This is a genomic window from Sodalinema gerasimenkoae IPPAS B-353, assembly GCF_009846485.1.
Lineage (GTDB): Bacteria > Cyanobacteriota > Cyanobacteriia > Cyanobacteriales > Geitlerinemataceae > Sodalinema > Sodalinema gerasimenkoae.
On record NZ_ML776472.1, the window covers coordinates 265,187 to 276,993 of the forward strand.

Consider the following 11,807-nt stretch of genomic DNA (forward strand, 5'->3'; position numbering starts at 1 on the left):
TCTGAACCGTCCTCGGGCGTCGGCTCTCTGTAAAGTCTTGTGATACCATTCTGGGTAGTTTCAGGTTACAGACTGTTACCTGAACGCTCTCACGTTGGGGTGAGAGAGGACAAACTATGCAGGTCACCAGAGTCTAACTTGTGAATTATCCGAACAGCACGGCGGGGATGAACCAACCGGAACCGCTCCGGATGGGGGTAATCGGGGTCGGGAATATGGGACAACATCATACTCGGGTGTTAAATCTCCTCAAGGATGTTGAGTTGGTTGGGGTTGCTGATGTTCAGGTGGATCGGGGGTTAGATACGGCGAGTAAGTATCGGGTTAAGTTTTTTGAGGATTATCGAGATCTTCTCCCCCATGTGCAGGCGGTTTGCGTGGCAGTTCCGACACGACTCCATCATGCCGTGGGGATGGCCTGCTTGCAAAATCAGGTTCATGTGCTGATTGAGAAACCCATTGCGGCTAGTTTATTGGAGGCAGAGTCTCTGGTGAATCAGGCGGCGGAGTCGGGCTGTATTCTCCAGGTGGGCCATATTGAACGCTTTAACCCGGCGTTTCAAGAACTGAGTAAGGTCTTGAAAACTGAGGAGGTGCTGGCGTTAGAAGCGCATCGCTTGAGTCCTTATTCCGATCGCGCCAATGATGTGTCGGTAGTCCTGGACTTGATGATTCATGATATCGATCTGATCTTAGAACTGATCGGCGATCGCGTCCTGAAACTCTCGGCCAGTGGCAGTCGTATTTCCGGTTCGCCGCATCTGGATTATGTGACGGCAAATTTAGGGTTCGCCAACGGGGCGATCGCCACCCTCACCGCCAGCAAGGTCACCCACCGCAAACGGCGTACCATCGCGGCCCATTGTCAAACCTCCCTCACAGAAGCCGATTTCCTCAATAACGAAATCCTGATTCATCGTCAAACCACCGCCAATACCTCCACAGACTATGGTCAGGTATTGTATCGTCAGGATGGGCTAATCGAAAAAGTCCGCACCAGTAATATTGAACCCCTCCACGCAGAATTAGAGCATTTTGTCAACTGTGTTCGCGGGGGCAATCAACCCTCTGTTGGCGGTGAACAGGCCCTGCGCGCCCTGCGTTTAGCCAGTTCCATTGAACAAATGGCTCTAGACGGCAAACTCTGGGATTCCCCTGACGTAGAATGGCTCTCGGATCGGGCCATCTTGCATTAAATGCTTAAGACTCATTGAGACCATGACCATGCCAAGATATTAGACAGCCCCTCTGTTGTTGTCACTCCCCCCCCAAACGACCCCCAAACGACCCCCCAAACGATTATGTCTACTGCAAGACGTCCCCTGTTACGCCCCGGAGATGGAATCGATTCTCAGGAGTTTGTTGAACCGGTACAGCTCCTGCAACGGATTATGATTAAACTCAGGCTGTTGCCCATCAGTCAGCCGATTAATGGTCGCTTTGACTCGGCCCTGGAAAAGGCGGTCAAAGTCTTCCAGATGCAAAATGACTTGAAGATGACGGGAATCGTAGGTTCGGAAACCTGGGCCGTCATCGATCGCAAATTGGGCATTACCCCCGCCCCCACACCATCCCCCACACCGTCCCCCTCTCCCCAGCCGGTTCGACGCTATCCGGTGCTGCAAAAGGGCGATGGTATCCAACATCCTGACCTCATGGATTCGGTCAAAACGCTGCAAGAGTTGCTGGTTAAGGCACGAATTTTTCCTCAAGATGAAATCATTGACGGCAAGTTTGGTAACAATACCGAAGCTGCCGTGCGACGCTTTCAGTCTCTGAATAATCTCTTAGTGGATGGGGTGGTGGGACGAGAAACCTGGTCGGCGTTAGTCAGTGGCCCGGTGGAAGTCTATGAACCTGAACGACAAACGGGTCTCTCTCAATTTGATGTCCCCCGGATTATTGCCTCGATTCCCTATCCCGATATTCGCGCCTATGCTCGGGATTCGGTGCCACTGATTTTACAGTCCTGTTTAGACTATGGGGTAACGGATTTAGGGCAGATTGCCTATGTCTTGGCCACCGCTGAACATGAATCCCATCTGGGTAAGTGGATGACGGAATTGGCCAGTGGTTGGGCCTATGAGTGGCGCTCCGATTTGGGCAATATCTATGCTGGAGATGGCCCTCGCTATAAGGGACGAGGCTTTGTGCAGATTACGGGACGGGCTAATTATCGCTATTGGTCTGGCCGGTTGGGGATTGACCTGATTGGCAATCCGGAGTTGGCGGCCAATCAGGATATTGCGGCGGACTTGCTGGTGTTGGGGATGCGAGATGGTTCCTATACGGGGCATAGTCTCAATGACCATATCCTGGGGTCACGGCAAAATTTTGTTAGTGCCCGCCGTATTGTGAATTGGCTCGATCGCGCCGAACATATTGCGGCGATCGCCCGAGAGTTTTTACGTGCATTACGTTAATTAAATTGTGGCCTTGAATCGACTTGAACCGGTTCGCCTCAGTTGGCTCGATCCCCTGATCCTGCTGGGGGCGATCGCTCTATTATTCCTGGGGTTAGGAGATTATCCGCTCTACGAACCCCATGAGGGACATTTTGCTGGGGTTGCCCGAGAAATGCTCCTACGGGGAGATTGGCTGACCCCCTATCTCAACGGCGCTCCCTATCTCAATAAGCCGCCTTTGCTCTACTGGGCGATCGCCGTCAGTTATAAGGTTTTTGGCATTAATGAGTTTGCCGCCCGCTTGCCGTTGGCTCTAGGGGGCGGTTGGGGCGTTTTTATGGTCTGGCAATGGGGACGAGAACTCGGCTCAGCGGTGACTGGGCGTGTGGCCGCGTTGATGTTGGCCAGTGCCTGTGGTTGGTTTATCTTTACCCACCAACTGCTGATTGATTTGCTGCTGTCGTCTCTGTTGCTGACAGCTTACTATTGTCTCTGGAAAATCACCCTAGTCCCGAGAAATTGGCTCTACCGTTTGGGCTTCTGGTTGCTGTTGGGGCTGATTATTTTGGCCAAGGGACCCTTCATGTTGGTGTTTCCGGCGATCGCCCTTCTGGTGTTGAGTGTCATCTACTCCCCAGGCCGCATCTGGCAGGGACTGGCACCCGGCTTTGGCATTCCCCTGTTACTACTGCTAGTTCTGCCTTGGGCGATCGCCATTGAACGGGCGAATCCTGGATTTTGGCAGTATTTTATCGCCAACGAGAACCTAGAGCGTCTGGCCGATCGCCGCTATCCCCCCGATTACGCCGTCTCCCAAATTAGCGCCCTGGGCTACATTGGCATCACCCTCGTTTGGGCCTTACCCTGGTCCCTGGTTCTCCCCCAAACCCTGGTTCATACCTGGGCCAGTCTGCAACAGTCGCGACAGGAACAAGCCAGTGGACTCATCCTACTGGCGATCGCCGCCTTGCTTCCGGTTGTGCTATTTCTCCCCTTCTCCTCCCGGCTGATTTACTACAGTTTGCCCAGTCTCCCGCCTCTGATGCTGCTAACGGCCCTCTGGTGGACGGGAGGACAGGCCCGTCGAGGGGTAGCTACCGCTGGGGGACGAACGCTCGCCGCCGTCACCCTCATTGCCGTAGCAGTAGTGGTGGTTCTGGCCCTTTGGCAACTTCCCACCGCGCTCAACTTAGAGTTTCCCCAACTCGAGTCCCTGAAAATGCCCATCGCCCTCAGTTTCAGTATCGGGGCGGCCTTAGCGGGGGGCTTGCTACTGCGACAACAACCACTTGCGAGTTGGCTAACTCTGCTTCTGGGGATGGCGATCGCCTATTATTTCATCATTCAAGGGTTTGTGGCCTTTGCTGAGATGCGCTCCTCCCAATCCCTTATCACTCAAGCCGAGGCAGAGTTACCCGAGTCAACCATTTGGGTATTTGAAGGCTCCCGCGAACTGGGGGCCGCCGGGGCCATGAGTTTTTATCTCAATCCTGAAGGAGAGCGATTTCCCCAGTTTCCCACCCTCGATCCCGGTTGGGTTTGGGGCCAGGGCGATCGCGCCTATCGCATTGTCTATGTTCTCACCGATGCCGGGGAATCTCGGAAATTGCCCGCGTTTCCTGGGCCAACCCCTCCCTATCACCTCTCCGCCGAGGAATTACAACGCTTCTGGGAGAGCAATTTCCCCGTCGTCTTTGTCACCGACTTTCTCCGAGACGACAACGATGCCGAAGATCCCCTAACGCGCAATCTCCCCAACAATCCAGGAGAACCGCTACTGGTCATTGGTTCGAGACATCTCTATGGCAACCCAGCCGCCCGCTGGAACTCGAACCCGTAAATCATCGCAATGGTCATGTCAGTACAGGACATTCCCTTGTGACTCTATGTCCTCGGGCAAGGCAAGTTGTCCCCTGTTGCCTGTTCCCTGTTCCCTTCTCACCATAAAAAACCCCGATGTGAGAACACATCGGGGCAAACCTAATCAATTTGGAAGACCTAAGCGTCTAAGAGTGTAACCACTCAGGAACAGCTTCTTCCTTGGTGTTGGTATTGCGAGAGGGGGTTTCTCGCTCAAACTTCATGTGAACCGAGCGGGTTTGTTCCCCATCCACCGCAACCGCTTTGATGGGATAGTCAATCAGACCATCTTGGAACGACATCTGGAAGCGGAACGTTCCGTCAGAATTGAGTTTGATGGGACGGCCGCCAATGGTGACCGTTGCATCGGGTTCCGTGGCCCCATAGACAATCAGTTCCGCATCAGCCACTAGCCAGAATTGACGAGGACGAATCGGCGGCATCGAGGCCCCCATGCCCACACCGGACATTCCTGCACCGGACATGGTTAAACCGGACATGGTGGGAACAGCCCACATGCCAACACCCGAGGGGAAGACATAGGAACTAACCGCTTGTTCGGGGACTTGGTGCATCGAACCGAACAGCGAGCCGGCAACCCGTTGGGCTTCGGCAGACTTGGCCATCCCGAAGATTTCTTCGTAGAGGGGATTGCTTTCGCTGGCTTCGCTGGGAACCGGTTTTTTGCTGGGGGGAACCAGATTCGCCACGGTTTTCCCTTCGAGGGGTTCATCCCAGTTGACCGTGACAAAGATATCTTCAATCCAGTCGGAGGGATAGACGGGAGGGGTGTGAACCGTGAGGGAGCGAGCCAGAACCAGCCAACGGCCATCGCCACAACGATAGCCAATTTCTACTGCATAGTCGCGATCGCTGACGGGAATCGGTAAGTACCATTCCCGAGCGAGTTCGTCACAGGGATATTCTTGGATGCTGTGAGGGGCTTGATAATTCAGATCAATATCCGTGGCGTCATACACTCGCAGGGCCAGTTGCTGTCCCCCTTGACGACGTAAGTCTTCTTTCTGCTCGTTGGTGATATCCCAATAGCAGTAAGCCCATTGAGGGTCCCGAGGCATTAAGACAATCCGACTTTCACCGTAGCCTTCGGGCAAATCGGCTAACCCTTCATCTACCGACGCGAGTTCGCCGCCGGTGCGATCGTCTTGGCCGAGTTCAAATTTTGCTGCTTCCACTTCTTCCTGTGCCTCCAATTGACGTGATGGACTACTCGGACTGGTCGTTTTCGGACCCGTGCTTGTGGGACTCGTGCTTGTGGGATTAATTTTTTCGGGTAAGACCGCTTGAATGGCGGAAAGCAGTTGAGACTTCCGCATTCGGCTATATCGAGAAATGCCGCACTCGCTGGCCACTCGCCGGAGTTGCCGCAAGGTCATTTCTTCGAGGGGTGGACGTTCTTGTGACATAGTGATTGCTGGTCTTTCTCAACATGGCTGTCAAGCAAACCTGACAGATTGAACGGAAGTTCACAAAGATCCCGCGAGTTTCGAGTTTAGATTGAATTCGGGATCGGGTTAACGCGCCCAACTGATGTTTATCTTGCAGAAGATGCTCCCATTCGGCAAGGGGCTACAGACCCTGATTCTTATAGGATTCACGAAGTTACAGGCATTCAGGGGATCGTAATGTCAGGAAACCTTGACATAAGCATTTAATCGATCCCCAGCCGATCCCCTCCATTTGTTAAAGAACCATGACAAAAAAATTAGCAGAGGAAAAAAGGGGGATTTATGGGAAATCCCCCCGAGGGGTGCGTCCTCAAGGCCCGGCTCCCCAAATCCCGTCTACCAACGGGACTAGATGTGAGCGCGGATTGTAAATTGGTAGTCTCCCCCCGGTTCAAGTTGATAATCTCGTTGTTCGAGGAAGCGGCAGAGGGGTTCTTGGATTAAGGCACGTCCTAACGAGGGTTCAATATCCAGGCGAGATTGACTAAATAGCCAACAAAATTCCCAGGTAAAGGAACCCGCCGTAACTTCCCCTTGCAAGGTTCCGCCCTCCCAGGAGCAGTCTGTCACGCGCAGATAGGCTGTGGTTTGGGGTAACTGTGGGGAACTCAACCGTGATGTCAAAGCGTTAGCTGGAGGTCTTAGAAGAAGGCGGTTTCGCCAGATTGCGGCTATTGTAAAGGCTCATGGACTTCTCAACCCCTTCTTTGAGGCTCAGTTCGATCGCATCGCGGACCAGAATCATCACCTCGGTGATCACTTGATTTTCTTGGGGGGAAAACTTGCCCAGAACATGGGAAATCGAGGGATTCTCTCCCGGCTGGGGTTTGCCAATTCCTACACGCAGCCGGGGGAAGTTTTGGGTTCCCAAGTGGGCAATAATGGACTTCATGCCATTATGTCCCCCCGCTGATCCTGCCAGACGCAGCCGCATCCGTCCCACGGGTAAATCCATGTCATCGTAAATGACCAGAATCGAGGTTGGGTCGAGTTTATACCAACTGGCCACCGCCTGCACCGCTTCCCCGGAACGGTTCATATAGGTGGTGGGTTTGAGCAGACGAATCTTTTGGCCGGCGAGGGCCATCCCTTCCCCATACTCTCCCTTGAACTTACGCTGCGGCGTCAGGGGAATTTGCCACGATCGCGCTAAGGCGTCCACTACAGCAAAACCAATGTTATGACGGGTGCGATCGTATTTTGGCTCAGGATTACCTAAACCCACGATCGCACTCGGGACTAAAATCGATGTCGAGGAAGCGTTCACAGTCATGGACAGAAGCAGGCACACAGGGGAGGTTAAGCAGGGTCAGGTCGCCAGATGTAGCCCGTGAGATTACGTCGCAGACTCCTGGCTATTGGAGTTAGCGGAGTTAGCCGAGTTAGCCGCCGCCGTTGTTGAGGGGGCCGACTCAGACGCCGAGGGAGTCGCCGCCGCCTCGGACATCTCACGCTTGGGCTGAGCCTTGAGTTGTTCGCTTTCTCGCTTGAATTCGTTCTCAAACTCTTTTGAGGCATCCTGGAAGCTGCGAATGGCTTTTCCGAGACTGCTGCCAATTTCCGGTAGCTTTTTGGGGCCAAAGATCAGTAAAGCAATAACCAAAATCACAATGGCTTCGGGCAAGCCAATACCAAAGATATTCATCGTCGCGACTCCTGGGATGTTCAACTTAAGCGTACCGCATGGGGCGAACCTCGTAGCGGTTTACCCCATCGTGACCCATTGTACCGACAAAAAATCCCGGTTCAACCGGGATTCTCAGGTCTTGGGGGATAATCGCCCCGGCCCTAGCGGCTGAGGTTCGCCCAATCCACGTCCACCCCTTCAATCAGCAGGGAGGAGTTATAGATTTGCAGAATGATCAGCAAGAAGACGAAAAACAGCAACATGAACACTCCCATCAGAGGAGTGGTTCCCCAGCCAGGAACAACCTTCCCGTACTCGGAGTTCAGGGGTTTGAGGATATCGCCTAGACGTGTCTGTTGTGCCATGTGTTTAACCTAAAGTTGTACGCTTTGTGAAAAGTCTTAAGTTTTCGTAATATTATAGAGGAAGCCATCTCATTTTTGAATTTTATTCATGGAACCTGCAACAGTTCTTAGTATTTCCACCGCTGCGGTGCTGATTGCCATCACCGCCTACGGGATCTATGTCTCCTTCGGCCCCCCCTCCGAGGAGCTGGCCGATCCCTTTGAGGATCATGAAGACTAACCCACTCACCACCGGGACGCTCTATTGAGTGTTTCGTCGGCTGCCGGCCGCCGTCATCGCATCTCAGCCTGGATTTTGTTAGACTGTAAACAAATATAAAAATAGCTTGACAAAACCAGACTTGATATGAATGTAAGCGAAATTAAAGACCACCTTCAGAGTGACGATCCCCAAAACCGGATGCGAGGGTTAACGGCTTTGCGGGAGTATGACCCCGAGGTGGCGGTTCCCCTGCTCACCCACTTAATGGCCGATCCCGAGGTTCTCGTCCGGTCTTTTGTGGCCATGGGATTGGGACGTAAGCGCAGTGAAGCGGGGTTTGCTGCCCTTGTCACCATGTTAGGAGACGGGGATGCCAACATCCGAGCCGAAGCCGCCAGTTCTCTGTCACTCTATGGACCAGCCGCTGTTCCCCATTTGCGTCGCCTGTTCCAAGAGGATTCAGGCTGGCTCTCCCGCCATGGCATTATTGCCGCCATGATGGAGATGTCTCAATCTGAGGTGTTGTTGGAACTGTGCCAGCAGGGCCTGAGCGATCGCAATCTCCTGGTACGAGAAACCGCCCTGGATGGCTTGGGAACCCTGGCCAACACCCTAGAAAGCGATCGCGCCCTGGAGTTGTTACTGGCTCAGGTGGATAATCCTCAATGGCAATTGCGGGCCCGCGTCGCCTATGCCCTGCGTCACTTCCAAGATTCTCGCGCGGTAGCGGCCCTAGAGCAACTGCGACAAGATCCAGACCATCGCGTCGTTGCTACACTATTAGATGCCGCTCTTTAAACGTCGTTTGTCGTTTTTTGCCAAACCGTGTTGGATTCATTTTCTCGTGCTGTCCTCGATGCCGATGCTCAAACCGCCTACGTCGAGGGCGATCGCCTGGCCCGACTCCGTCAATTTGCCGCCAGTCATCAGCAACGAATTATTGCCGTTGAGCTAATACGCCAACAGGCCAATGACATCATCGCCCAAGCCATCTCAGCCATGGTGGCGGAAAACCCCGACTTGATTCAACGAGGGGGCAACTGCTACCCCAGCCGCCGCATGGCCACCTGTATTCGCGATGGGGAGTTTATCCTGCGCTATGTTAGTTATGCCCTGCTCGCCGGAGATGGGGCAATTTTGGAGCAACGCTGTCTTGAGGGGTTGAAGGAAACCTATCAAACCCTGGGGGTTCCCCTATCCTCGGCCGTCGCTGCCATCGCCGAGATGAAACAGGCCACCCTCGCTCAACTTGAAGTTCAACTTCAGGATGCCGACGTGAGCCTGAAACAGCCCCTACTCGCAGAAGTCGCTGACTACTTCGAGATTGCCATGACCGCCCTTCGTTGAGGAACTCACCCAGGATGAAATCTGCCCTAACCCCCATACTCGCCAACGCTGAAGTGGCTGGACGCTTCCTCGACGATGCAGATTTGGCCGCGGCCAAAATTCCCCTAGAACGGGCAGAAGCCCGTTTGGAGGCGGCGGAGAAACTGGCGATGTATCACGATGATCTCGTTCAGGATGTCATTGATACGTTCTTGCGTCGCTCCGGTACGGCCGCCGTGGATGTGGATCGGGCCATTGACCGGGATTTATGTTTAATTCAATATTGCTTGGTGGTGGGAAATACCAGTCCCTTCGATGAATGGGGGCGATCGCCCAATCGTTCAGCAGCAGTGGCAGCGGTGAAGGCCGATATCTTTAACTATATTCGCGATCGCGGCAGTGCTGGCCTAAAACTCTCTCCGGCGGCGGCGGCGGAACTGAAATTCTATCTCAACTATGCCATCGAAGCCCTGAAATAAGTGTGTTTAGGTAACTGTGTTTAAACGATCTATTCTGGTCCTGCTGAGTGTGATTGCCCTAAGTGGCTGCGCTGATGCGTCAGGTGACCGCTCCCTAGAAGACTCCTTCGCCGCTGATCCTCAACTTCAGTCGGAGAGTCCTGAACCCGAGGCCACAAGAGAACCCGTCAGCGTTCCCGAGGCCCCTGAGTTGGAGCGTCTGCCTCCCGAATTGCCCCAGTATGAGCCGGCAACCTGGCTCGACACCACCCCACTCGATGGCGATCGCCTCCGCAGTCGTTGGCACAGTGACGACCCCCCTGAGGTAATTGCCGAGTTTTATCGCGGTCGCTTGTCTCAGGACAACTGGGAACTCAATGAGGACAGCGTTGAGGACGAGGAAATCCGCTTGCAGGCCAGCCGTAGCCGTAATGGCCAAGATTGGCCCCTCACCGTGGTCATTCGTCCTAGACCCCCTGAGGATAACGGGACAACAGATAACGAGGCAACCCCCCCCCAGCCAGAGGATACCCCAAGTAACGGTACAGAAATCGAACTCACCTATCCCGATTCTCCCGTTGCCTCCACCGAAGCCACCCCAGAGGAGTCTGAGGCTGTAGAATCTGAGTCAGCCAACGGGGAGACCCCATCTTCCGAGGGACAATCGCCCCCAACAACTCGCTTTAGTGATTTGGATCAAGTCTCAGATCCCCTGGTCACCTACGTCAAAGAGGTGGCTGAACTGGGGATCTTGTCCCCCTTAGAGGGCGATCGCTTTGCGCCCGAGGAACCCATGACCCGGCGGGACTATGCCCGTTGGCTCTTGCGGGCGAATAACCGCTTCCACGAGAACCAATCCTCTGAACAACTGCGTCAGGCCCGAGGGACGAGCGACCCCGCCTTTCAAGATATGCCCCAAAGCCATCCTGACTTCCCCATCATTCAGGGACTCGCTGAAGCCGGTATCATCCCTAGTCCCCTCAGTGGCGACGATACCACCGTCCTCTTCCGTCCAGATGACCCCTTACTGCGCGAAGATTTGCTGCGTTGGAAAGTTCCCCTAGATATCCGTCGAGGTCTACCTGATGGAAGCTTTGAGGCCATTCAGGATACCTGGGGCTTTCAGGATAGTACTCGCATTAGTTCCGATGCCCTAGACGCGGTTTTAGCCGATTTCGAGAATGGAGAGCAGTCCAACATACGTCGGGCTTTTGGCTATACCCGGCTGTTACAACCTCAGCGGCCCGTCACCCGTGCCGAAGCCGCCTCTAGTCTCTGGTCCTTTGGGTCTCAGGATGAGGCGCGATCGGCCCCCGAGTTGACAGACACCTCCCCCTGAACAAACAACCCCGCCCTCTCAAAGGACGGGGTTGGGACTCGCTCATCTCAGTGATCACAGATGTAGGCGATCGTCAGAGACCTCACTCAATAGCTCAAACTACCAGGTGACGGGGAAGGCAGAAGGACTTTGACCTTGTCCAGGACAGTTCGCCAGAGTCGATTCCATCGGACCACCAGAACTCATACGAGCTTGGGCGGGCATATAGCCGATGTTACCCACAGAATCTTCCAATTCAAACCACATACCACCGTCATCACCCACAAAGGCGTTACGGATCATGTTCACCTGCTCGTTAGGCAGCATATTCGCGATTTCGCTGGAGTCCATGTCGGGTTCCGTGTAGAGAACGTTGGCACCCCGAACTCGACGGCAGGTGTCCCCAGGACGCTCACCAATGCGTTGTGCCAGTTCCAAGGAATCAGAACCTTCCGTCAAGGGAGCCGCGTGAGAGGGCGCTTTCAGACCCGCAGCGGTGAGGGAAACGATTCCGAGCAGGGCCGCGGAAGCACTCAGGCGATTTAATTTCATTCTATTCAACTCCTCAAAGTTTACCAGTAACTTACAGAGGAATTATAAACTAAGTTTTACCTGTTCTGCCATCTGTCAAAAAACTTAAACATCTTAATACTGCAATTTCCCCATTGCCCGCCGAGATCGAGAATTTTTCCCAGTCTCGGCAGCCTGAGTTGTTCCGTCGGTGATTTGGTTGTCATGTTGGTTTTGCTCCTGCCTTTTCTAAGGGTGATCAGGAGC

The 11,807-nt window shown here is 54.0% G+C and carries 14 protein-coding genes; 8 read left to right on the plus strand and 6 right to left on the minus strand.

Translation table 11 applies throughout. The annotated features are described in order from the left end of the window. Window positions 1-167 precede the first annotated feature (167 nt). The 3 genes from L855_RS01185 to L855_RS01195 all read left to right on the plus strand — a co-directional run bounded on the left by L855_RS01185 (window position 168) and on the right by L855_RS01195 (window position 4,245). Window positions 168-1,196, plus strand: a complete 1,029-nt coding sequence (locus L855_RS01185) for a Gfo/Idh/MocA family protein (RefSeq protein WP_159790894.1) — start codon at window positions 168-170, stop codon at window positions 1,194-1,196. Between the two features lie 105 nt (window positions 1,197-1,301). Next, window positions 1,302-2,423 (plus strand): peptidoglycan-binding protein, encoded by a 1,122-nt coding sequence (locus tag L855_RS01190; RefSeq protein ID WP_159783372.1) that lies wholly within the window; start codon window positions 1,302-1,304, stop codon window positions 2,421-2,423. 7 nt (window positions 2,424-2,430) lie between these two features. Then, window positions 2,431-4,245: an ArnT family glycosyltransferase gene (locus L855_RS01195; RefSeq protein ID WP_219729841.1), complete on the plus strand. Its 1,815-nt coding sequence runs from the start codon at window positions 2,431-2,433 to the stop codon at window positions 4,243-4,245. A gap of 166 nt (window positions 4,246-4,411) precedes the next feature. Here L855_RS01195 and L855_RS01200 read toward each other — a convergent pair whose 3' ends face one another. The 5 genes from L855_RS01200 to psbH form a co-directional block, all read right to left on the minus strand. Next, entirely contained in the window at window positions 4,412-5,692 is a 1,281-nt protein-coding gene (locus tag L855_RS01200) for a DUF4912 domain-containing protein (RefSeq protein WP_159783374.1), read from the minus strand. A gap of 390 nt (window positions 5,693-6,082) precedes the next feature. After that, window positions 6,083-6,346 carry a DUF3146 family protein gene (locus L855_RS01205; RefSeq protein ID WP_159790896.1) on the minus strand — a complete coding sequence of 88 codons (264 nt, stop codon included), beginning with the start codon at window positions 6,344-6,346 and terminating at the stop codon, window positions 6,083-6,085. 16 nt (window positions 6,347-6,362) lie between these two features. Further along, a complete protein-coding gene (gene pth / locus L855_RS01210; RefSeq protein WP_159783376.1) occupies window positions 6,363-7,007 on the minus strand; it encodes an aminoacyl-tRNA hydrolase in 645 nt (214 codons plus the stop codon). Between the two features lie 63 nt (window positions 7,008-7,070). Beyond that, a complete protein-coding gene (locus tag L855_RS01215; protein ID WP_159783378.1) occupies window positions 7,071-7,379 on the minus strand; it encodes a TatA/E family twin arginine-targeting protein translocase in 309 nt (102 codons plus the stop codon). A 143-nt stretch (window positions 7,380-7,522) separates the two neighbouring features. Further along, on the minus strand, window positions 7,523-7,726 hold the full coding sequence (gene psbH, locus L855_RS01220; protein WP_068788403.1) for a photosystem II reaction center phosphoprotein PsbH: 204 nt from the start codon (window positions 7,724-7,726) through the stop codon (window positions 7,523-7,525). 88 nt (window positions 7,727-7,814) lie between these two features. Between psbH and psbN the strand changes: the two genes are divergently transcribed. From psbN to L855_RS01245, 5 genes are all read left to right on the plus strand, one after another. Beyond that, complete coding sequence (gene psbN, locus L855_RS01225; protein ID WP_068788401.1) at window positions 7,815-7,946, plus strand: photosystem II reaction center protein PsbN; 132 nt, start codon at window positions 7,815-7,817, stop codon at window positions 7,944-7,946. A gap of 126 nt (window positions 7,947-8,072) precedes the next feature. Next, entirely contained in the window at window positions 8,073-8,726 is a 654-nt protein-coding gene (locus tag L855_RS01230; protein WP_159783380.1) for a HEAT repeat domain-containing protein, read from the plus strand. 27 nt (window positions 8,727-8,753) lie between these two features. Continuing rightward, on the plus strand, window positions 8,754-9,275 hold the full coding sequence (locus L855_RS01235; RefSeq protein WP_159783382.1) for a globin family protein: 522 nt from the start codon (window positions 8,754-8,756) through the stop codon (window positions 9,273-9,275). A gap of 14 nt (window positions 9,276-9,289) precedes the next feature. Next, entirely contained in the window at window positions 9,290-9,733 is a 444-nt protein-coding gene (locus tag L855_RS01240; RefSeq protein ID WP_159783384.1) for a globin family protein, read from the plus strand. 16 nt (window positions 9,734-9,749) lie between these two features. Beyond that, window positions 9,750-11,051: an S-layer homology domain-containing protein gene (locus L855_RS01245; RefSeq protein ID WP_159783386.1), complete on the plus strand. Its 1,302-nt coding sequence runs from the start codon at window positions 9,750-9,752 to the stop codon at window positions 11,049-11,051. Between the two features lie 99 nt (window positions 11,052-11,150). On the opposite strand, the gene L855_RS01250 is transcribed toward L855_RS01245, so the two are convergent. Further along, complete coding sequence (locus L855_RS01250) at window positions 11,151-11,582, minus strand: hypothetical protein (protein WP_159783388.1); 432 nt, start codon at window positions 11,580-11,582, stop codon at window positions 11,151-11,153. Window positions 11,583-11,807 lie beyond the last annotated feature (225 nt).